Here is a 21,271-nt window from a genome sequence, read left to right on the forward strand (position 1 = left end):
TCTCGCAGGAGTACAAAGGAATCGACGGCCCGCGAGACCAGGGGTATCCGGGAGGAAACCCCCAGACGCCAAGGCCCCACGGACCGAGCACAGATGCTGAGCACCCACGCGACGTCGACCCGTCGATTACGGGCCAGCCGCACCAGGTGACGGGCAGAAGTTCCCGACCTGATGGGCGAATGAGATTGCACGCATGGTAACCCGGTAGCTGTGCCAGCGGCGGTGCCCACGTGGTACCGCCGCAACTCTTGTCCGGGGCCCGTCCGCCTCGTCCGACGTCAGGCCGCACCCGTCCGCGTCAGCCCGCGCCCCCCCAACGCCTGACCGCACCCATCCGCGTCAGGCCGCCCCGCGCTGTAGCGCCTCGCAGACTGCTGTGGACTCCCGCACCCCGAGCTCAACCGCCCGTCCGCAGTGCGCGATCCACACCGCCATCCCCTCCGGCGTCCCGGACGCATAGCCCTCCAGCGCCGCCATGTACGGCGCGGCGCCCAGCTCCGCGTATCCCACCTCGGCCGGGCAGATGGACTTCGGGTCGAGACCGCTGCCGACCAACACGATCCGTTCGGCCGCCCGCGCCACCAGACCGTTGCGGGAGACAAAGGGCCGCAGGGCGAGCAGTTCGCCATGCACCACCGCCGCCGTCACCAGCGCCGGAGCCTCACTCCCCGCGAGCAGCAGCCGGGCCAGCCCATCGAGCCGTCCCGCGACCTCGTCCGCGTCCGGCAGCGGCAGATCGGACCCGATCAGCGGCTCGTCCACCGGCTCACCCGACTGCCGTGGGCGGCCGATCCCCTCGTCGCCCTCGACCCCGCCCGCCGCGACCAGATGCAGCCGGGCCAGCACCCGCAGCGGCGACTGACGCCAGATGCTCAGCAGCTGCCCCGCCTCGGCGGTCAGCCGCAGCGCCGCCCCCACCGTGCGCGGCTCGCCCTCGGCCCCGAAGTCGGTGCGCCGACGCACCTCTTCCAGCGCCCAGTCCGCACCGGCCAGCGCGGCGGAGCCGCGCGCTCCGCGCAACGCCGCCTCGGAGGTGACCTCATTGCTGCGGCGGCGCATCACCCGGTGCCCATAGACCCGGTCCACGGCGGTCCGTACGGCGTTCACGGACTCGGTCACGCCGGGCAGCGCGGCCAGGGTGGCGAGCGGATCAGCTGACGTACTCATGAGTACGACACTACGCACCTCGCGCCGGGCGCCCCTCGTTGGAGTGGTGTTCTTCACGTAAATCCCTCATGGTCCGGGATCACTCACCTACGCTAGGTGAACATGAAGATCGCTTTCGTAGGCAAGGGTGGAAGCGGCAAGACCACGCTGTCGTCGCTGTTCATCCGCCATCTCGCCGCCACCCACGCCCCCGTCGTCGCCGTCGACGCCGATATCAATCAGCACCTGGGCGTGGCGCTCGGACTCGACGAGGCGGAGGCCGCCGCACTGCCCGCGATGGGCGCCCATCTCCCGCTGATCAAGGACTACTTGCGCGGTACGAACCCCCGGATCGCCTCCGCCGAGACCATGATCAAGACCACCCCGCCTGGTGAAGGCTCGCGGCTGCTGCGGATCGGCGAGGACAACCCCGTCTACCAGGCCTGCGCCCGCACCCTGCCGCTCGACAACGGGTCGGTGCGGCTGATGGCGACCGGCCCCTTCACCGAATCCGACCTCGGTGTCGCCTGCTACCACTCCAAGGTCGGCGCGATCGAGCTCTGCCTGAACCATCTGGTCGACGGGCGCGGCGAGTTCATCGTTGTCGACATGACGGCGGGCAGCGACTCCTTCGCCTCCGGCCTCTTCACCCGCTTCGACATGACGTTCCTGGTGGCCGAGCCCACGCGTAAGGGTGTCTCCGTCTACCGCCAGTACAAGGAGTACGCCCGCGACTTCGATGTGGCGCTCAGGGTGGTCGGCAACAAGGTGCAGGGCCCGGACGACCTGGACTTCCTCCGGGCGGAGGTGGGCGATGACCTGCTGGTCGCGTTCGGCCACTCCGACTGGGTCCGAGCGGTGGAGAAGGGCCGTGCACCCCGGTTCGAGGAGCTGGAGGAGACGAACCGCGAGGCACTGCGGACACTGCAAGGCGCGGTCGACGCCTCGTACGAGCGGCGCGACTGGCAGCGGTACACCCGGCAGATGGTGCACTTCCATCTGAAGAACGCGCAGAGCTGGGGTAACGCGAAGACGGGTGCCGACCTTGCCGCCCAGGTCGACCCCGCCTTCGGGCTGCGGGAGTTCGCGCCGGAGGAGAGCTCGGCGGCTACTCCCGCTCCCGCTTAGCCGTCCGCGTGTGGTGCCCGGACGTCCGCTCATGAGCCGTTTCGCGTTCGGACGTCCGCCCCGGCTCGACCGCCAGATAGCCCTTCCAGCCACCCGGTGGCCGCATCCCGACATCCAGCACCCGCAGCCTCTCCAGGACACGGGGGTTCTGCGCGTCCAGCCAGTCGGCCAGCTGCTTGAATGAGACGCAGCGGACCTCCTTGCGCGGGCAGACCTTCTTGATGACGTCCTCCACGGCGCGCATATACGTTCCGCCGTTCCAGGACTCGAAGTGATTGCCGATGAACAGCGGCGCCCGGTTGCCTTCGTACGCCCGGTCGAAGGCGGCGAGCATGCCGTCGCGCATCGGACGGCCCCAGGTGGAGCGCTTGGGCCGCTTGCCCTTCTTCTTGCGCGGCTTGTTGGCGAGGAAGTTGTAGTCCATGGAGAGCGTCTCGAACGCGCGGCCCGGTACCGGGATCCGCGGCAGCGGGAAGTCCCAGATGCCGTGGATCTTGCGGGGCCAGATCTGAAGCCCGCCGGGTGAGCTCGCGTCATAGCGCCAGCCCAGCTTCGCGGCCGCCCGGATCAGGTTCTTCTGCCCCTGGAGACAGGGGGCGCGACCGCCGACGAGCTCCTTGTCGTAGTCGAAGGGAAGCGACTTCTCGTGTTCCAGACCCGCGTTGGTCTTCCAGTTCTTGACGAATGACTCGGCCTGCTGGATCTCGCTGGTCCACTGGCGCGCCGACCAGGTGCCGACTCCGCGGCGGCGTCCGCAGAAATGGCCGTTGAAGTGGGTACCGATCTCATTGCCGTCCAGCCAGGCACCGCGGAGCTGCTCCACCGTGGCCTTGATGCCCTCGACGTCGTTGAAGCCGATCGACGAGGCGCCGCGCCGATGCTCGGGCGGATCGTAGAGGTACCGCCTCTCCGCGGGCAGCAGGTACACCCCGCTGAGGAAGTACGTCATCGTCGCGCCGTACTTCTTGCCGATCGCGCGGAAGTGGGAGAACAGCTTCTGCTTGTCCTGTCCGGCACCGTCCCAGGAGAAGACGACGAACTGCGGTGGTTTCTCGCCGGGTTCGAGCGGCTCGGCCCTCGGCTGATGGGGCTGGGGGCCGGTGTCGGAGGTCGATCCGTCGCCGATGAGGCGGACCGCCTTCGGGGCCTTGTCCGGATGGATCGGCGCCCCCGGACCCTTCTGGGGGCTGTCCCGATCGTGGCGCGAGCCCGCGGTGCCGACCGGTCCATGGGTGCGGGCGGAGTCTTCCGAGCAGCCGACCGGCGCGGAGAGCGCCACCGCCGCGGCCAGCAGTGCAGTGACGTTTCTCCTGGCCCTTCCGCCTCCTCTGGCCCCCATACCGCCACCTCGTTCCTCGTGTCGCGCTCTGCCGGGAGATCTCGCTGGATGGGAGCAAACCTCGCATGGATGGAGAAAAAGACAGAGGATGACAAGGCGTCTTAAATGACTATTCACCCCATAGAGGGAATAGCAGCCCACTCTCCCCCAAAAGACTTCCCAGCGACTTTACTCGGCATTACGATTCATTTACCAACGCTTGGAAGTCAGCACCGCAGTACGCCGTGACCCACGGCCGCGCGCCCATCCGCGACCGAAGCCCCGGAGGAGACGGGAATGTTGAAGCTCTTGGACCGGATTCACCGGGTCTCCCGCCTCAGACACGGAGATCTTTCCGCCTCGACCGACCTCTTCCGATTCACCGTTCCTCTCTCACTGGGTATCGCCTCCGTCTCGCTGGGCATCGCGTCGGCCTGCGGTGCCTCGCTCCGGACCGGACTCCTGGCCGCCGCCGCGGCCCTCGTGATCACCCTCCTCACGGCGCTCCCCCGACGCTCGGGCCCCCGGCTGCCCTCAGGCTCCCGGCCACCCTCAGGCCCCCGGCGGCCTTCGAGCTCCGGGCGGGCGACGGGCCCCAGGCGGTCAGCAGGCCCCAGGCGGTCAGCGGGCTCCGCGCGGTCAGCGGGCTCCGCGCGGGCGACGGCCGATGGACGGGCCGCGCGGCGGGTCGCGGAGGCGGACGGCACCCGGGCCTGCCAGCCGTGGACGCCTTGGCGCGATCACCACTGCACCCGTCCGGCCCCGGCGGCCCCAGGCGTCGGAGCGGGCGTCGCCGCCGGCGGGGACGCGGGCGGTCAGCTGCTCGGCGGGGTGAGCGCGTTCCAGCGCCATACGGCACCGCTGGTCCGCGACGAGCTGGCCCGGCTGGCGCGGGAGGGACAGCGCCCCAGCCAGCTGTTCCTCACCTGCGCCGACTCCCGGCTGGTGACCAGCATGATCACCTCCAGCGGCCCCGGAGATCTGTTCACCGTGCGCAATGTCGGCAATCTGGTGCCACCACCGGGCGCCGATGACTCATGCGACTCGGTGGGCGCGGCGATCGAGTACGCGGTGGAGGTGCTGAAGATCAGCAGCATCACGGTGTGCGGCCATTCCGGATGCGGTGCGATGCAGGCGCTGCTCGGCCCATCGGCGCCGGTCCGCACACCGCACCAGCCCGGGGCGTCCACCGGCGGCACCGAGATATACGCCGGGCCTGGGGCGCCCCCCGGCAGACCCGGGGCATCCTCCGACTGGCCTGGGGCGCCCTCCGACAGGCCCGAGGCATTCGCCGACAGGCCCGGGGGATCCCCCACCGGGGACCGGACGCCGCTGGAGCGCTGGCTGCGCCACGGTAGACCGGCGCTGGCACGGATGGAGCGGATCGGCCGGCTGGGGCGCGGCGAGGTCGCCCTGTCGAGCCGGGCGGTCGCCGATGATGTGGAGCGGCTGGCACTGGTCAATGTGAGACAGCAGCTCGACCATCTGATGGAGCACGCCTGTGTGGCACGGCGGGTGGCGGAGGGCGGGCTGGCGGTACACGGCATGTACTTCCAGGTGGCGGAGGCCCAGGCGTATGTCCTGGACTCGGGTACGGGGAGGTTTCTGCCCGTTAGCCCGGACCATGGCGCGCCGGACCATGGCGACCCGGACCATGGCGACCCGGGCCATGGCGCGCCGGGCCATGGCGCGCCGATACCCGTCTGCCACGCCACCACGGCGCACCCCACCCGGCTCGGAAGCGATCGTTCCGGCGTGGCGGAGCGGGTCGGCGACCCCGTCCGGGGCGCCCTGGAGCCGGGGCGGTGACGTACACGACTAAAGGTCTAAACCAATTTTCAGCGACAGCCCTTGTCAGGGTGTGCCGTTGGCTGATGAGCTATGGCCTGGGACACAACGGACACCCTGGGAATGGGAGATGTCGTGAGTAACGAGAGCCTGGCCAACCTTCTTCGGGAGGAGCGTCGCTTCGCGCCGCCCGCCGAGCTGACCGCGAACGCCAATGTCACGGCCGAGGCGTATGAGCGGGCAAAGGTGGACCGCCTGGGCTTCTGGGCCGAGCAGGCCCGTCGGCTGTCCTGGGCGACCGCGCCGACCGAGACACTCGACTGGTCGAACCCGCCCTTCGCGAAGTGGTTCGCCGACGGCAAGCTCAATGTGGCGTACAACTGCGTCGACCGGCATGTCGAGAACGGTCTGGGCGACCGGGTGGCGCTCCACTTCGAGGGCGAGCCCGGCGACACCCGCTCCCTCACCTACGCCGAGCTACAGCGAGAGGTCTCCCAAGCGGCCCACGCGCTGACCGAGCTGGGTGTCCGGTCGGGCGACCGGGTCGCCATCTACATGCCGATGATCCCGGAGACCGTGGTCGCGATGCTGGCCTGCGCCCGCATCGGCGCCCCGCATTCGGTGGTCTTCGGCGGCTTCTCGGCCGACGCTCTCGCCACCCGTATCCAGGACGCCGACGCCCGGGTCATCATCACCGCCGACGGCGGCTACCGCCGTGGCAAGCCGTCCGCGCTCAAGCCCGCCGTCGACGAGGCGCTCACCCGGCCCGGCACCGAGAACGTGCGCAGTGTGCTGGTCGTCCGCCGCACCGGCCAGGAGGTGGACTGGAGCGAGGGCCGCGACGTCTGGTGGCACGAGATCGTGGAGCGCCAGCCGGAGCAGCACACCCCCGAGGCGTTCGACGCCGAGCACCCGCTGTTCATCCTCTACACCTCGGGCACGACCGGTAAGCCGAAGGGCATCCTGCACACCTCCGGCGGCTTCCTCACCCAGGTCTCCTACACCCACCACGCCGTCTTCGACCTCAAGCCGGAGACCGATGTCTTCTGGTGCACGGCGGACGTCGGCTGGGTCACCGGCCACTCGTACATCGTCTACGGCCCGCTCTCCAACGGCGCCACCGAGGTGCTCTACGAGGGCACCCCGGACACCCCCCACCAGGGCCGCTGGTGGGAGGTCGTCCAGAAGTACGGGGTCACCATCCTGTACACCGCCCCGACCGCGATCCGCGCCTGCATGAAGTGGGGCGACGACATCCCGGCCAAGTTCGACCTCTCCTCGCTGCGGATCCTCGGCTCCGTCGGCGAGCCCATCAACCCCGAGGCATGGGTCTGGTACCGCAAGCACATCGGCGCGGACACCACTCCCGTCGTCGACACCTGGTGGCAGACCGAGACCGGCGGCATCATGATCAGCCCGCTGCCGGGAGTCACCGCCACCAAGCCGGGTTCGGCCCAGGTCCCGCTGCCGGGCATCGCCGCCACCGTCGTGGACGACGAGGCCAATGAGGTGCCGAACGGCCACGGCGGCTATCTGGTGCTCACCGAGCCGTGGCCGTCCATGCTCCGCACCATCTGGGGCGACGACCAGCGCTACCTGGACACCTACTGGTCCCGCTTCGACAAGCGCTACTTCGCGGGCGACGGTGCCAAGAAGGACGACGACGGCGACATCTGGCTGCTCGGCCGGGTCGACGATGTGATGCTGGTCTCCGGCCACAACATCTCCACGACCGAGGTCGAGTCGGCCCTCGTCTCGCACCCCAAGGTCGCCGAGGCGGCGGTCGTCGGTGCCACCGACCCGCAGACCACCCAGGCCATCTGCGCGTTCGTCATCCTGCGCGGCACCGCGGCCGAGGACGAGGGCCTGGTCGAGGAGTTGCGGGCGCATGTGGCCAAGCAGCTCGGCCCGATCGCCAAGCCCAAGCGGATCCTGCCGGTGGCCGAGCTGCCCAAGACCCGCTCCGGCAAGATCATGCGGCGTCTGCTGCGTGATGTCGCCGAGAACCGGGCCCTGGGCGATGTCACCACGCTCACCGACTCCTCCGTCATGGAGCTGATCCAGAGCAAGCTGCCCTCCGCCCCCAGCGAGGACTGATCCCAGCCCCTGCGCCGAACAGACGAGGGGCGTTCCCGCCTGGCGGGGGCGCCCCTTCGCTGTGGCTGCCGCAGGTGAACCGTCAGGGGCGGCCGCCGCGCGCGGCCGTCGCAGGTGGCTGCCACGCAAAAATTGCGACAAGATGATGGACAGGAGCGCCGGGAAGTCTGGTCGGCATACGCCATACGTGTATCCGCACCTCGACCACCCAGGAGGCCCGCCCGTGGCCGCGCCCACCAGCCGCAAGTTTCTCGGACGCCTGTCGCTGCCCGAGCGGACGTTCGTCATCGACGCGCTGCGCACCGAGACCGTCGGCGGTGTGATCCTCCTGGTGGCCGCCATCGTGGCGCTGATCCTCGCCAACACCCCCCTCAGCGGCGTCTACGGCGACATCAGGGACTTCTCCTTCGGCCCCCAGGCGCTGCATCTGCGTCTCTCGGTCGCCTCCTGGGCCACCGACGGCCTGCTGACGATCTTCTTCTTCGTCGCCGGTATCGAGCTCAAGCGCGAGCTGGTCGCGGGCGAGCTGCGCGACCCCAAGGCCGCCGCGCTGCCCGTGATCGCCGCCGTCTGCGGCATGGTCCTGCCCGCGCTCGTCTACGTCATCGTCAGCGCGAGCGGCGGCGGCAGCCTCAAGGGCTGGGCCGTGCCGACCGCCACCGATATCGCCTTCGCGCTCGCCATCCTCGCCGTGATCGGCACCGCGCTGCCCGCCGCGCTGCGCGCCTTCCTGCTCACTCTCGCGGTCGTCGACGACCTCGGCGCGATCGTCATCATCGCGATCTTCTTCACCCAGCACATCAACTTCGTCGCCCTGATCCTGTCGGTCGCCGCACTCGCCCTCTTCTGGCTGCTGCACCGCAAGGGCGTCCGGACGGCCTGGATATACGTCCCGCTCGCCGTGGTGATCTGGGCGCTGATGCACGCCAGCGGTGTGCACGCCACCATCGCCGGCGTCGCGATGGGCCTGATGCTGCGCTGCACCGTACGGGAGGGTGAGGAGCGCTCCCCCGCCGAGCGCGTCGAGCACCGGGTGCGCCCGGTGTCGGCGGGGGTGGCGGTGCCGCTGTTCGCGCTGTTCGCGGCCGGGGTGCCGCTCTCCGGCGGGGCCGTGGCGGATGTCTTCACCCGCCCGGAGACACTCGGCGTCGTCCTCGGTCTCGTCGTGGGCAAGGCCGTCGGCGTCTTCGGCGGCTCCTGGTGCGCCGCCCGCTTCACCAGGGCCGAGCTGAACGAAGACCTGGCCTGGGCCGATGTCTTCGCCGTGGCCACCCTCGCCGGAATCGGCTTCACCGTCTCCCTCCTCATCGACGAACTCGCCTTCCCCGGCGACCCCACGCTCGCCGAGGAGGTCAAGGCGGCGGTCCTCATCGGCTCGCTGGCCGCCGCCCTGTTCGCCGGGGTCCTCCTCAAACTGCGCAACGCCAAGTACCAGCGGCTGTGTCAGGAGGAGGAGCGGGACGAGGACATGGACGGCATCCCGGATATCTATGAGCTCGACAGCCCCGCGTACCACCTGCGGATGGCCGCCATTCACGAGGCGAAGGCCGCCGAGCACCGGCGGCTTGCCGAAGTGGCTGCCGCGAACGACTCCGGCGACGATGGTCCGGCATGATCTGAGAGGCTTGACACCCGCAGAAATACGCAGAAGACGTAGCAAGCACCACGACGTACCGAGCACTGACGGACCTACCAAGCGCTGACGACGTACCAAGCACGAACGACGCAGCACGAGCACAAGACGCACAAGACACGAGCGGTAAGACGCACAAGAGCAGAGGGAGATGGCGATGAGCGCAGCCGACGACGGCGGCAACCGCAGCCTCGGCCAGCTGGTGGCGACGGCGACCACCGAGCTGTCGGCGCTGGTGCACGACGAGATCGCGCTGGCCAAGGCCGAGCTCCGGGTGGGGGCCAAGAAGGCCGCGGTCGGCAGCGGCGCGGGGATGGCGGCCGGGGTGCTGCTGCTGTTCTCGCTGCCGGTGCTGAGTTTCGCCCTCGCCTACGGCATGCGCTCGTGGACCGGCCTCGGCCTCGCCTGGTGCTTCCTGATCGTGGGCGGTATCTACTGGCTGTTCGCCGGGATCCTGGGTCTGCTGGCGCTGCTGAAGTTCAAGAAGGTCAAGGCGCCGAAGCGGTCGATTTCCTCGTCCAAGGAGACGGCCGCCGTACTGGGGAGCGTCAAGCCGCATCCGCGTGCCGCGAGCAATGGCGGACGCCCGGCGCGGGATGTGACACGCTCGTCGGCATGACCGTCCCTGATACCTCCGCGTCGGTCGTACGGCTCGACGGCCCCTGGACCCACCGGGATGTCGCGGCCAACGGCGCGCGCTTCCACATCGCCGAGCTGGGTGACGGCCCGCTGGTACTGCTGTTGCACGGCTTTCCGCAGTTCTGGTGGACCTGGCGGCACCAGCTGCCCGCGCTCGCCGACGCCGGCTACCGCGCGGTCGCGATGGATCTGCGCGGAGTGGGCGGCAGCGACCGTACGCCGCGGGGCTACGACCCGGCCAACCTCGCCCTCGACATCACCGGTGTGATCCGCTCGCTGGGCGAGCCGGACGCCGCGCTCGTAGGCCATGACCTGGGCGGATACCTGGCGTGGACGGCCGCCGTGATGCGGCCGAAGCTGGTGCGGCGGCTCGCGGTGGCCTCGATGCCGCATCCCCGCCGCTGGCGCTCGGCGATGGTCGCGGACGTCAAGCAGAGCGCGGCCAGCTCCCATATCTGGGGTTTCCAGCGGCCCTGGCTGCCCGAGCGCCAGTTGGTCGCGGACGACGCCGCGGCCGTGGGGCGGCTGCTCCGGGACTGGTCCGGACCGCGGCTGCCCGAGGACGACGCGGTGGAGGTCTACCGGCGGGCGATGTGCATCCCCTCGACCGCGCACTGCTCGATCGAGCCGTACCGCTGGATGGTGCGGTCGCTGGCTCGGCCGGACGGTTTCCAGTTCAACCGGCGGATGAAGCGGCCGGTGCGGGTGCCGACCCTGCATCTGCACGGATCACTCGACCCGGTGATGCGCACCCGCAGCGCGGCGGGCTCCGGTGAGTATGTCGAGGCCCCCTACCGCTGGCGGCTCTTCGACGGGCTCGGCCACTTCCCGCACGAGGAGGACCCCCAGGCCTTCACCACCGAGCTGATCAACTGGCTGAAGGACCCCGAACCCGACCGCTGAGCGTCATCGGACGTACGCATTCCGACCACGTTCCCACGCGCGGGCGAACATCTGTTTTTCGAACAGCCAATTGCCTGGAGCATAGGCCAATTGCCGCAGCCAGCGGCGATTACGGACCTTGGGTCAGGGGCACACACCGAGGTATGGGCTGGACGCACGACTACCGTGACGCACCAAACAGCCGCGGCCCCGAGGCCGCCGCTACTGCCAATGCCGCGCTGGGTGTTTCCGAGCGGGGCGGCTCCGGGCCTACCCAAGGCCATGACCCGAACATCGGGATTCCCCGCATCATCCGCCGCCGGGCCCGGTGGGTCTCGGCGCGACTGCGCCATCCACGCGGCCGCTAGCAGTAGCGGCCGCTAGCAGCATCCCGAGCGCGCCCGGGGCCACAGCGACAACGGAAACTAGAGGGCACACCCCTGGCTGTCCACCGGCTGGTCGGCCGTGCGCCCCTTCTGGATGTCCTCGCTCACCTCGTCCGCCGTCAGCGCGTATCCGGTGTTGGCGTCATCGAGGGACTTGGCGAACACCACGCCGTACACCCGCCCCTGCGGGGTGAGCAGCGGACCGCCGGAGTTGCCCTGCCGCACCGTCGCGTACAGCGAGTACACATCGCGGTGCACGGTGGAGCGGCGGTAGATGTCGGGGCCATTGGCCTCGATACGGCCGCGGACGCGGGCCGCGCGCACATCGAAGGCGCCGTTCTCCGGGAAGCCGGCGACGATCGCGCCATCACCGGTGCGCGCGTCGTCCTGCGCGAACTGCAACGCCGGGGCCTGCAACGAGGGCACATCGAGGACCGCGATATCGCGCTTCCAGTCGTAGAGCACGACCTTGGCGTCGTAGAGCCGACCCTCGCCGCCTATCTGCACGGTCGGGTCGCTGACGCCGCCGACGACATGGGCGTTGGTCATGACCCGGTTCGGGGCGAAGACGAAGCCGCTGCCCTCGAGGACCTTGCCACAGCTGGGGGCGGTGCCGACGACCTTGACGATGCTCTCCTGCGCCCGCGTGGCCACCGGCGACTGGGCGAGCGCGGGGTCGGGCTGCGGCACGGTGGTGATCGGCTCATTGGCGAAGGGCGAGAAGACCTGCGGGAAGCCGTTCTGCGCGAGCACCGAGGAGAAGTCGGTGAACCAGGTGTTCGCCTCGTCCGGAACGACGCGGGACACCCCGAGCAGCACCTTGGAGTCGCGGACCTCCCGGCCCAGGGTGGGGAGCGAGGTCTGCGCCACCAGGGAGCCGATCAGCCAGGCCACCAGCAGCATCGCCAGGACGTTCACCAGCGCGCCGCCGGTCGCGTCCAGGGCGCGCGCCGGTGACCAGGTGATGTACCGCCGCAGCTTGTTCCCCAGGTGGGTGGTGGCCGCCTGGCCGACCGAGGCGCACACGATCACCAGGACGATCGCCACCACGGCACCGACGGTGCCGGGGGATGTCTTGTCGTCGGTGGTGCCGTCCCATATGAGCGGCAGCAGGTAGATCGCGATCAGCCCACCTCCGATGAACCCCGTCACCGACAGCACGCCGACGACGAACCCCTGGCGGTAGCCGACGATCGCGAACCACACGGCGGCGAGCAGCAGCAGGATGTCCAGCACATTCACCGGAACACCGTCTCACGCGCGCCAGTCGAGTGGGACGCGCTTGGCTCGGTCCCACGGTCGCTCCCATCCCGCGTAATGCAGGATGCGATCGATCACTCCGGCGGTGAAACCCCAGACCAGAGCGGATCCCACCAGGAAGGCGGGCCCCCGGTGGCCGCTGGGGTGGACGGTGGTGGCCCGGTTCTCCGGGTCCGTGAGATCCGCCACGGGAACCGTGAAGACCCGGGCCGTCTCGGCCGGGTCCACCGGCCCGACCGGGGTGGGCCGGCGCCACCAGCCCAGCACCGGGGTGACGACGAAGCCGCTCACCGGGATGTAGAGCCGCGGCAGGACCGCGAAGACCTGGACCCCCGAGGGGTCGAGCCCGGTCTCCTCCTCGGCCTCGCGCAGCGCCGCGCGCAGCGGACCTTCCTCCTCCGGATCGCCGTCCTCCGGGTCGAGGGCACCGCCGGGGAAGGAGGGCTGGCCGGCGTGCGAGCGCAGCGAGCCGGAGCGCTCCATGAGCAGCAGCTCCGGGCCGCCGGGGCCCTCACCGAAGAGCACCAGCACGGCGGAGGGGCGGCCTCCGCCCTGCTCGGGCGGCAGAAACCGGCTCAGCTGGCGTGGCTCGATCGTCTCGGCCAGCCGGGCAACCGGGAGCAGCCACTCCGGCAGCCCCTGGACGCTGACCTCCACATCCCCGTAGGTACTCGTCACTCGGCGGCCCCCAGGGGGGCGGCGGGACGGCCGGGGTAGTCGGACGGCGGGCGCAGGCGCTGGCCGGGCTGGCCGCCCATCTCGTACTTCAGCAGCTTCTTCGCCTTGTCCGGGTCGGTCTCGCCCTCCCCGTACGCCGGGCAGAGCGGGGCGATCGGGCAGGCGCCGCACGCGGGCTTGCGGGCGTGGCAGACGCGGCGGCCGTGGAAGATGATGCGGTGCGAGAGCATCGTCCACTCGCTCTTGGGGAAGAGCGCGGCGATCTCGGCCTCGACCTTCTCGGGGTCCTCCTGGGCGGTCCACTTCCAGCGCCGCACCAGCCGCCCGAAGTGGGTGTCCACGGTCAGGCCCGGCACTCCGAAGGCATTGCCGAGCACCACATTGGCCGTCTTACGGCCGACACCGGGCAGGGTGACCAGGTCCTCGAGCCGGCCCGGGACCTCGCCGCCGAACCGGTCGCGGAGGGCGGCGGAGAGGCCGAGCAGCGATTTGGCCTTGGCGCGGAAGAAGCCGGTGGGCCTGATCAGCTGCTCCAGGGCCTCCGGGTCGGCAGCGGCCATGTCCTCGGGCGTCGGATACGCGGCGAAGAGCGCGGGGGTGGTCTGGTTGACCCGCAGATCGGTGGTCTGGGCCGACAGGACCGTGGCCACCAGCAGCTGGAACGAGTTCTCGAAGTCCAGCTCGGGATGGGCGTACGGATACACCTCGGCGAGCTCGCGGTTGATGCGCCGGGCGCGGCGGACGAGGGCGAGCCGGGACTCGGGGCGGGCGCCCTTCGAGCCCTTGACCGATTTATGCGGTTTCGAGGCTTCTGTCGAGTCGGCGGACCCTTGTTCGCCCACAGCGGAATTACGAGGTGCGGTCACCCGTCCGGCCCCCTTGCCCTGTGCTCTCACCGGCGTATTGGACACCCGGCCAGCCTAAGCCCACCCACTGACATCCGGCCCGGCCGCCGTGAAGAGGCCCCCAATCGGACCCCTGCCGCACAGCTCGGCAGGCCAGTGCGTCAAACTTGTGATTGATCGCACTGTTTTACCGTCCGGCATCATGGGGACGTCGGTCCCCTGTGCATGTCGACAAGGAGAGACTCGTGGACGACGTTCTGCGGCGCGCCCCGCTCTTCGCGGCGCTCGATGACGAGCAGGCCGCTGAGCTGCGCGCCTCCATGGGAGAGGTCACCCTCGCGCGGGGTGACGCGCTCTTCCACGAAGGGGACCCCGGCGACCGCCTGTACGTGGTCACCGAGGGCAAGGTGAAGCTCCACCGCACCTCTCCCGACGGCCGCGAGAACATGCTGGCCGTGCTCGGCCCCGGCGAGCTGATCGGCGAGCTGTCGCTCTTCGACCCGGGCCCGCGCACCGCCACCGCCACCGCGCTCACCGAAGTCAAGCTGCTCGGCCTCGGCCACGGCGATCTCCAGCCGTGGCTGAACGCCCGGCCCGAGGTCGCCTCCGCGCTGCTGCGCGCGGTCGCCCGGCGCCTGCGCAAGACCAACGACCAGATGTCCGACCTGGTCTTCTCCGACGTCCCCGGCCGGGTCGCCAGGGCCCTGCTGGACCTGTCGCGCCGCTTCGGCGTGCAGTCGGAGGAAGGCATCCACGTCGTCCACGACCTGACCCAGGAGGAACTGGCTCAGCTGGTCGGCGCCTCCCGCGAGACCGTCAACAAGGCGCTCGCCGACTTCGCGGGCCGCGGCTGGCTGCGGCTGGAGGCGCGCGCGGTGATCCTGCTGGACGTCGAGCGGCTGGCCAAGCGCTCCCGCTGACGCCGGACGGAACGCGAAGCACGATCGTAAGGGGCCCGCCGGAATCCGGCGGGCCCCTTACGGCGCTCATGAACGGCCGGACCCAGGCGCTCGGCCCGTGGTCGGTCTTCGGTCTCGCGCGGTCAGATCAGCCCGTGCTCGCGCAGATAGTCCAGCTGGGCCCGGACCGACAGCTCCGCCGCCGGCCACAGGGACCGGTCCACGTCCGCGTACACATGCGCCACGACCTCCGAGGGCGTCCGGTAGCCGTCCTCGACCGCCGTCTCCACCTGCGCGAGCCGGTTGGCGCGATGCGCGAGGTAGTACTCCACGGCGCCCTGGGCGTCGTTCAGCACCGGCCCATGGCCCGGCAGGACGGTGTCCACCCCGTCGTCCACCGTCAGCGAGCGCAGCCGCCGCAGCGAGTCCAGGTAGTCGCCGAGCCGCCCGTCCGGATGCGCGACGACGGTCGTGCCGCGCCCGAGCACCGTGTCACCCGTAAGGACCGCGCCATCGGCCGGAAGGTGGAAGGACAGCGAGTCGGCGGTGTGGCCGGGCGTGGGCACCACCCGCAGCTCCAGACCGCCGGTGGTTATGACGCCCCCCAGCTCCAGCCCCTCGTCCCCCAGCCGCAGCGCCGGATCCAGCGCCCTTACGGACGTCCGTGTCAGCTCCGCGAAGCGCGCCGCGCCCTCCGCGTGGTCGGGGTGGCCATGGGTGAGCAGCGTCAGCGCGACCCGCCTGCCCGCCCGCTCGGCGGTCGCGATGACCTCCTTGAGGTGGGCGTCGTCCAGCGGGCCGGGATCGATGACGACGGCGAGGTCGGAGTCGGGCTCGGCGACGATCCAGGTGTTGGTGCCGTCCAGGGTCATGGGCGAGGCGTTCGGCGCCAGGACGCAGACGGCCCGGTCGGTGGCCGGGCCGCCGATGGTGCCCCCGCGCGGCTGGCCGGGCAGAGCGGATGCGTACGTCATGCGGAGGGTCCCCCCGTGGCTCCCGGGATGTGCTTCGTGAACTCATCATGGCCCGGCCAGCTCAGCACCAGCTCCCCGTTCTCCACCCGGGCCCGGGCCAGGACCGGCGTCAGGTCCCGGTCCGTCGCGGCGGCCAGCGCGTCGGCGACCGAGCCGTAGTCCGCGAGCTGGCGCAGCGTCGCGATCGTGGGCGGCATCATCAGCAGCTCGCCCCGGTCGTAGCCGTCGGCCGCGTCACCCGGACGGATCCAGACGGTCCGGTCCGCCTCCGTGGAGGCGTTACGGGTGCGCTGCCCCCGCGGCAGCGCAGCCACGAAGAACCAGGTGTCGTAGCGGCGCGGTTCGAACTCCGGGGTGATCCAGCGCGCCCAGCAGCTCAGCAGGTCCGAGCGGAGTACGAGCCCCCGGCGGTCCAGGAACTCCGCGAAGGACAGATCCCGGGCGACCAGCGCCGCGCGGTCCGCCTCCCAGTCGTCGCCGGTCGTGTCCGCGACCACGGTGTGCGGCGTCGGGCCCGCGAGCAGCACCCCCGCCTCCTCGAAGGTCTCGCGGACCGCCGCGCACACGATGGCCTGCGCCTGCGTCCCCTCGCTCGGGTCCAGGCCCAGCCGCCGCGCCCACTGCGCCCGCGAGGGACCGGCCCAGGTGACCATCCGCTCGTCGCGCGGGTCCACGGCCCCGCCCGGATAGGCGTACGCGCCTCCGGCGAAGGCCATGGAGGCGCGTCTGCGCAGCATGTAGACGGCGGGACCGGCGGCGGCCTCTCCCGCCGCGTCCCGCAGGCCCTCTGGGGGCGTTTCAGAGCCCTCCGCGGACTCTGCTGCGGGCTCCGGAGCCCCCTCGGACTCCCGCGCCGTGCCGGGCCGCTCCGCCGCGTCGGGCTCGTCGGGTGTGTGCTGCCCGTCCCCGTCCCGTGCGTCCTGCGCGTCCTGTGGTGCGTCCTGCCCGGCCGTTCCGTCCGGTCCGTCCCGCAGCAGCAGGACGGTGGCGGCCCGGCGCGGTGCCACCGGTGTGAGCTCACCGGCCGACAGGAGCCGGATCCGCTCTGGCCACTCGGGTGGGTACCACTGGCCATTCGTAGTGGACATGGCCGGATGCTATGCGCTTACGGGCTGATGTTCGAGTGGCCCCCGCGGCGCCACGCCGGGGCCGGCCCGAGCACCGAACGTCACACCGGTCCGCGCGCCGATCGCCGCACCGGCCGAGCACCGACCGTCGCACCGGTCCACGCACCGGCTGTCACAACCGGTCCGTGCCCGCGTCCACGTACGCCTGCGCGTGCGCGTGCGCCCACCGGCTCGCCGTCCGAACCGCTCGCCGGCCCGCGACCCGGCCCTAGTCCGCGACCTCGACCTGGATCTCGACCTCGACCGGCGCGTCCAGGGGCAGCACCGCCACGCCCACCGCGCTGCGCGCGTGAACGCCCGCGTCGCCCAGGGCCTCGCCCAGCAGCTCGCTCGCGCCGTTGACGACGCCCGGCTGGCCGGTGAAGTCCGGCGCGGAGGCGACGAAGCCGACGACCTTCACGACCCGCACGATCTGGTCCAGGTCGCCGACGACCGACTTCACGGCGGCCAGCGCGTTCAGCGCACAGACGCGCGCCAGGTCCTTGGCCTCCTCGGGGGTGACCTCGGCGCCGACCTTGCCGGTCACGCCCAGCTTCCCCTCGACCAGCGGCAGCTGGCCCGAGGTGTAGACGTACGGGCCGGTGCGGAGCGCGGGCACATAGGAGGCCAGGGGTGCCGCGACCGCGGGCAGCGTCAGGCCGAGCCCGGCGAGCCTGCCCTCGACCGTGCCGCCCGCCATCAGCCCTTCTCCCGCTTCAGATAGGCCACCAACTGCTCCGGGTTCGGGCCGGGGACCACCTGGACCAGCTCCCAGCCGTCCTCGCCCCAGGTGTCCAGAATCTGCTTCGTGGCGTGCACGAGCAGCGGTACGGTCGCGTATTCCCACTTGGTCATGGGGCCGACTGTAATGCCTCTCCGCCGGGCCCTGGTGCGTAGGGCGAGGGGGGACTGGTTAGGCTCCCCACTGTGAGCAGGCTCCATGTCATCAGTGGCAAGGGCGGAACCGGCAAGACCACGGTCGCCGCCGCACTCGCGCTGGCCCTCGCGGCCGATGGCAGGCAAACCCTGCTGGTGGAGGTCGAGGGCCGCCAGGGCATCGCGCAGCTCTTCGAGACGGAGCCGCTGCCCTACGAGGAGCGGAAGATCGCCACCGCACCGGGCGGCGGTGAGGTGCACGCTCTGGCGATCGATCCGGAGTTCGCACTTCTGGACTACCTCCATATGTTCTACAAGCTGGGCTCGGCCGGACGTGCCCTCAAGAAGCTCGGCGCGATCGACTTCGCGACCACCATCGCCCCGGGGCTGCGGGACGTCCTGCTGACCGGCAAGGCGTGCGAGGCGGTGCGCCGCAAGGGCAAGGACGGCCGCTTCGTCTACGACTCCGTGGTCATGGACGCGCCGCCCACCGGCCGCATCACCCGCTTCCTGAACGTCAACCACGAGGTGGCCGGGCTGGCCAGGACCGGCCCGATACACAATCAGGCCCAGGCCGTGATGCGCGTCCTGAAGTCCCCCCAGACCGCGGTCCACATGGTGACCCTGTTGGAGGAGATGCCGGTCCAGGAGACCGCGGACGGCATCGCCGAGCTGCGCGCCGACGGCCTTCCGACGGGCGGGGTCATCATCAACATGGTCCGCCCCGCGATCCTCGACCACGAGGCCGTCGAGGTGGCCGCCAACGGGCAGCGCGCGGCCGTCGCCAAGGCGCTCTCCCAGGCGGGCCTGGGCGGTGCGCGCCGCGGCGGCATGGCCGAGCGGCTGGTCGACCCGCTGCTGGAGCAGGCGCGCGAGCACGCCGAGCGGGTGGCGCTGGAGCGGGCGCAGCGCACCGAGCTGACCGGCCTGGGTCTGCCGCTGCACGAGTTGGAGCTGCTCACGGACGGCATCGACCTGGCCGGGCTGTACCGGCTCGCGGCGGATCTGCGCAAGCAGTGGCCGGCGTGAGCGGCGCCCGCCGTAAGGGCGCCACGGACACCACGGACAACGAGTCGTACGCAGGAGGCGACATGAGCATGGACGTGGCACCCCGGCTGGACATCGACGTCCTGCTGGACGATCCGCAGACCCGCATCGTGGTGTGCTGCGGCTCCGGTGGCGTCGGTAAGACCACCACCGCCGCCGCCCTGGGTGTACGGGCCGCCGAGCGCGGCCGTAAGGCCGTCGTCCTCACCATCGACCCGGCCCGCCGGCTCGCGCAGTCCATGGGCATCGACGCGCTGGACAACATCCCGCGCCGGGTGGAGGGCGTCGGCGGCGGGAACGGCGGCGAACTGCACGCCATGATGCTCGACATGAAGCGGACGTTCGACGAGTTCGTGGAGGCGCACGCCGACCCCGAGCGCGCCCGTGCGATCCTCGCGAACCCCTTCTACCAGTCGCTCTCGGCCGGTTTCGCGGGCACGCAGGAGTACATGGCCATGGAGAAACTCGGCCAGCTCCGGGCCCGCGACGAATGGGATCTGATCATCGTCGACACCCCGCCCAGCCGGTCGGCGCTGGACTTCCTGGACGCGCCGAAACGTCTCGGCTCCTTCCTGGACGGGAAGTTCATCAAGGTCCTGATGGCCCCGGCCAAGGTGGGCGGCAAGGCCGGGATGAAGTTCCTGAACGTGGGCGTCTCGATGATGACGGGCACGGTCAGCAAGGTGCTCGGCGGGCAGCTGATGCGCGACGTTCAGACGTTTGCTGCCGCGATGGACACCATGTTCGGCGGATTCCGTACTCGCGCGGAGGCCACCTACCGGCTCCTACAGGCTCCGGGTACGGCCTTCCTCGTGGTGGCCGCGCCCGAGCGGGACGCCCTGCGGGAGGCCGCGTACTTCGTGGAACGGCTGGCCGCGGACCAGATGCCGCTGGCCGGGCTGGTGCTGAACCGGGTCCACGGCAGCGGTGCCGAACAGCTGTCGGCGGAACGTGCGTTGGCCGCCGCGGAGATCCTGACCTTGGCCGACGATCCCGTGGATCCGGACGATGCGCTCGCGAACGCCGCGGAGGGAAGCGATCCGGCCAAGAACGGCGCCGGGGCAGAAAATCTTGCCAACGGCGGATTTGTCGATCCCCCCTCAGGGAATGCTCAAGCGCGGAACCCCTCGGCAGCGGACCCCGACGTCTCCCCCACGTCGGCGGACCCGTCGGCGGAGCGGCTCGCCGCGGGCCTGCTTCGGCTGCACGCGGAGCGTATGCAGGTGCTCGGACGCGAGCAGCGCACACACGACCGCTTCACGGCCCTCCACCCCGAGGTTCCGGTGGCCCAAGTGGCCGCACTCCCTGGCGACGTACACGACTTGGCAGGGCTGCGGGCGATCGGCGAACGCCTCGCGGTCCCGCCGGAGCGGACCAGTCGCGTGGCGGGCTGAGTCGGTGCCCGCCGGGCGACCGGCCGCCCGCGCATGGATGGAGACGCACGACACACGACAGACAGCACGCATAGCGAACAGCGGCAGCGGTGATGGACCGCGTGGCGCGCGGACGCCACAGCTGGGCCTCGATCCTCGGGCTTCGGCGCCCCAGGCCCTGGCGCCACAGAGTCAGGTCCCGGCGCCCAGGCTCCGGCGGACACGGCTGCCCGGCTGGCGGCGGCCTGCGGCACGCGCGCACTGGCAGACCCACGCCCACACGCGCGGGCAGGCAGGAAGACAGGCAGGCCAAAGTCACCGTCGGCCGAGGGCGTCACCGGTGGCCGAAGGCGGCACCAGTGGCCTAGGCGGCGGACCAACCCCCGGTCCGCAGCGATCTGTTGGCCAAGTCACACCAGGCCATGCCACAGATAGCCATGCCACAGATAGCCCAGGCTATGCCCCAGGTAGCCATGTCACCCGAGGCCGCGTCACACCCGCGCCCACAGTCCCATGGCCGCCCACAGTCCCACGACCGCCCACAACCCCACGGCCGACCGCGGCCCTGGCCGCGGTCGTGCTCGGAGGCGTGCGCGTACCCGTACCCGCCCCTGACGAGGCGCGCCCGTACTCGCACCCCCACTCGTGCCGAGACGAGAGGTGGGTGAGGTGGTGGCGAACTATCCGACCGCGGCGAAGCGCTCGTAGTCCTCGTCGTCGAAGGGCAGAATCCCCGCGCTGCGCTCGTACTCGATGCGCGCGGTCTCCAGGAGCCTGCGCCAGGAGGTCACCGTCGGCCGGCGGCGCAGCAGTGCTCGCCGCTCGCGCTCGGTCATCCCTCCCCACACACCGAACTCCACGCGGTTGTCCAAGGCATCCGCAAGGCACTCGGTGCGCACCGGGCATCCGGTGCAGACCGCTTTGGCCCTGTTCTGTGCCGCGCCCTGGACGAACAGTTCATCTGGATCAGTAGTGCGGCAGGCGGCCTGCGCACTCCAGTCGGTTACCCAGCCCATGCTGGCGCCGTCCTCTCCCGAATCGGAGCTCCCCCACGGCGACAAACGGCATATTCACCGTCGCCAGTTGAGGACGTTACGGAAGCGAGACACAGCGCAACACCCCCTGCGGGCCCAATCTTGGATGGTCCGAACGGACTATGGGTACGCGGCAGATCACCCAACGGAGTGAGCTGACGA

Annotated in this window: 19 protein-coding genes and 1 pseudogene; 10 read left to right on the top strand and 10 right to left on the bottom strand. The window is 70.8% G+C overall.

Going from position 1 to position 21,271, the window contains the following annotated elements:
- Positions 1 to 339: 339 nt before the first annotated feature.
- The gene (locus tag ACJX2R_RS25365; RefSeq protein WP_413102005.1) at positions 340 to 1,167 is read right to left on the bottom strand and encodes an oxidoreductase; all 828 of its coding nucleotides are present in this window, start codon (positions 1,165 to 1,167) and stop codon (positions 340 to 342) included.
- A gap of 102 nt (positions 1,168 to 1,269) precedes the next feature.
- On the opposite strand from ACJX2R_RS25365, the gene ACJX2R_RS25370 reads away from it, so the two are divergent.
- A complete protein-coding gene (locus ACJX2R_RS25370; RefSeq protein ID WP_413102006.1) occupies positions 1,270 to 2,274 on the top strand; it encodes an ATP-binding protein in 1,005 nt (334 codons plus the stop codon).
- On the opposite strand, the gene ACJX2R_RS25375 is transcribed toward ACJX2R_RS25370, so the two are convergent.
- Positions 2,255 to 3,613, bottom strand: a complete 1,359-nt coding sequence (locus ACJX2R_RS25375) for a hypothetical protein (RefSeq protein ID WP_413102007.1) — start codon at positions 3,611 to 3,613, stop codon at positions 2,255 to 2,257. The two genes, ACJX2R_RS25370 and ACJX2R_RS25375, sit on opposite strands and share 20 nt — an antisense overlap.
- Positions 3,614 to 4,225: 612 nt before the next feature.
- On the opposite strand from ACJX2R_RS25375, the pseudogene ACJX2R_RS25380 reads away from it, so the two are divergent.
- The 6 genes and pseudogenes from ACJX2R_RS25380 to ACJX2R_RS25405 all read left to right on the top strand — a co-directional run.
- Positions 4,226 to 5,176 (top strand): annotated as a pseudogene (locus ACJX2R_RS25380) (carbonic anhydrase); the annotation flags it as partial.
- Positions 5,177 to 5,515: 339 nt separating this feature from the next.
- Positions 5,516 to 7,477 carry an acetate--CoA ligase gene (acs, locus tag ACJX2R_RS25385; protein WP_413102008.1) on the top strand — a complete coding sequence of 654 codons (1,962 nt, stop codon included), beginning with the start codon at positions 5,516 to 5,518 and terminating at the stop codon, positions 7,475 to 7,477.
- Positions 7,478 to 7,700: 223 nt separating this feature from the next.
- Positions 7,701 to 9,092 carry a Na+/H+ antiporter NhaA gene (gene nhaA, locus ACJX2R_RS25390; RefSeq protein ID WP_413102009.1) on the top strand — a complete coding sequence of 464 codons (1,392 nt, stop codon included), beginning with the start codon at positions 7,701 to 7,703 and terminating at the stop codon, positions 9,090 to 9,092.
- Positions 9,093 to 9,267: 175 nt separating this feature from the next.
- Positions 9,268 to 9,729, top strand: a complete 462-nt coding sequence (locus ACJX2R_RS25395) for a phage holin family protein (protein WP_413102010.1) — start codon at positions 9,268 to 9,270, stop codon at positions 9,727 to 9,729.
- Entirely contained in the window at positions 9,726 to 10,652 is a 927-nt protein-coding gene (locus tag ACJX2R_RS25400) for an alpha/beta fold hydrolase (protein ID WP_413102011.1), read from the top strand. Before ACJX2R_RS25395 ends, ACJX2R_RS25400 begins: the two co-directional genes overlap by 4 nt.
- Before the next feature lie 143 nt (positions 10,653 to 10,795).
- Positions 10,796 to 10,999 carry a hypothetical protein gene (locus ACJX2R_RS25405; RefSeq protein ID WP_413102012.1) on the top strand — a complete coding sequence of 68 codons (204 nt, stop codon included), beginning with the start codon at positions 10,796 to 10,798 and terminating at the stop codon, positions 10,997 to 10,999.
- Between the two features lie 57 nt (positions 11,000 to 11,056).
- Here ACJX2R_RS25405 and ACJX2R_RS25410 read toward each other — a convergent pair whose 3' ends face one another.
- Genes ACJX2R_RS25410 through nth form a run of 3 tightly spaced genes read right to left on the bottom strand, consistent with a single transcriptional unit; the run spans position 11,057 to position 13,797 of the window.
- Positions 11,057 to 12,259: a MarP family serine protease gene (locus ACJX2R_RS25410; protein ID WP_413102013.1), complete on the bottom strand. Its 1,203-nt coding sequence runs from the start codon at positions 12,257 to 12,259 to the stop codon at positions 11,057 to 11,059.
- Between the two features lie 12 nt (positions 12,260 to 12,271).
- Positions 12,272 to 12,955: an NUDIX hydrolase gene (locus tag ACJX2R_RS25415; RefSeq protein WP_413102014.1), complete on the bottom strand. Its 684-nt coding sequence runs from the start codon at positions 12,953 to 12,955 to the stop codon at positions 12,272 to 12,274.
- Positions 12,952 to 13,797 carry an endonuclease III gene (nth, locus tag ACJX2R_RS25420; RefSeq protein ID WP_413102015.1) on the bottom strand — a complete coding sequence of 282 codons (846 nt, stop codon included), beginning with the start codon at positions 13,795 to 13,797 and terminating at the stop codon, positions 12,952 to 12,954. Before nth ends, ACJX2R_RS25415 begins: the two co-directional genes overlap by 4 nt.
- A 248-nt stretch (positions 13,798 to 14,045) precedes the next feature.
- Here nth and ACJX2R_RS25425 point away from each other — a divergent pair, with 248 nt between their 5' ends.
- A complete protein-coding gene (locus ACJX2R_RS25425) occupies positions 14,046 to 14,720 on the top strand; it encodes a Crp/Fnr family transcriptional regulator (protein ID WP_014061749.1) in 675 nt (224 codons plus the stop codon).
- A gap of 122 nt (positions 14,721 to 14,842) precedes the next feature.
- Here the strand turns inward: ACJX2R_RS25425 and ACJX2R_RS25430 are convergent, their stop codons facing one another.
- The 4 genes from ACJX2R_RS25430 to ACJX2R_RS25445 all read right to left on the bottom strand — a co-directional run bounded on the left by ACJX2R_RS25430 (position 14,843) and on the right by ACJX2R_RS25445 (position 17,634).
- Positions 14,843 to 15,673: an MBL fold metallo-hydrolase gene (locus ACJX2R_RS25430; RefSeq protein ID WP_413102016.1), complete on the bottom strand. Its 831-nt coding sequence runs from the start codon at positions 15,671 to 15,673 to the stop codon at positions 14,843 to 14,845.
- The gene (locus ACJX2R_RS25435; RefSeq protein ID WP_413102017.1) at positions 15,670 to 16,761 is read right to left on the bottom strand and encodes an NUDIX hydrolase; all 1,092 of its coding nucleotides are present in this window, start codon (positions 16,759 to 16,761) and stop codon (positions 15,670 to 15,672) included. The genes ACJX2R_RS25430 and ACJX2R_RS25435 overlap by 4 nt, the downstream gene beginning before the upstream one ends.
- Positions 16,762 to 17,008: 247 nt before the next feature.
- Positions 17,009 to 17,479, bottom strand: coding sequence for a RidA family protein (locus ACJX2R_RS25440; RefSeq protein WP_413102018.1), 471 nt, complete (start codon positions 17,477 to 17,479; stop codon positions 17,009 to 17,011).
- Complete coding sequence (locus tag ACJX2R_RS25445; RefSeq protein ID WP_020870215.1) at positions 17,479 to 17,634, bottom strand: DUF4177 domain-containing protein; 156 nt, start codon at positions 17,632 to 17,634, stop codon at positions 17,479 to 17,481. The genes ACJX2R_RS25440 and ACJX2R_RS25445 overlap by 1 nt, the downstream gene beginning before the upstream one ends.
- Before the next feature lie 72 nt (positions 17,635 to 17,706).
- Here ACJX2R_RS25445 and ACJX2R_RS25450 point away from each other — a divergent pair, with 72 nt between their 5' ends.
- Both ACJX2R_RS25450 and ACJX2R_RS25455 read left to right on the top strand, forming a co-directional pair.
- Positions 17,707 to 18,684, top strand: a complete 978-nt coding sequence (locus ACJX2R_RS25450; protein ID WP_413102019.1) for an ArsA-related P-loop ATPase — start codon at positions 17,707 to 17,709, stop codon at positions 18,682 to 18,684.
- Positions 18,685 to 18,746: 62 nt separating this feature from the next.
- Positions 18,747 to 20,096: an ArsA family ATPase gene (locus tag ACJX2R_RS25455; RefSeq protein ID WP_413105949.1), complete on the top strand. Its 1,350-nt coding sequence runs from the start codon at positions 18,747 to 18,749 to the stop codon at positions 20,094 to 20,096.
- 659 nt (positions 20,097 to 20,755) lie between these two features.
- Here ACJX2R_RS25455 and ACJX2R_RS25460 read toward each other — a convergent pair.
- Complete coding sequence (locus ACJX2R_RS25460; protein ID WP_020870211.1) at positions 20,756 to 21,091, bottom strand: WhiB family transcriptional regulator; 336 nt, start codon at positions 21,089 to 21,091, stop codon at positions 20,756 to 20,758.
- Positions 21,092 to 21,271: the final 180 nt, after the last annotated feature.

Source organism: Streptomyces sp. Inha503, from assembly GCF_047215865.1.
Classification (GTDB): Bacteria; Actinomycetota; Actinomycetes; order Streptomycetales; family Streptomycetaceae; genus Streptomyces; species Streptomyces lycopersici.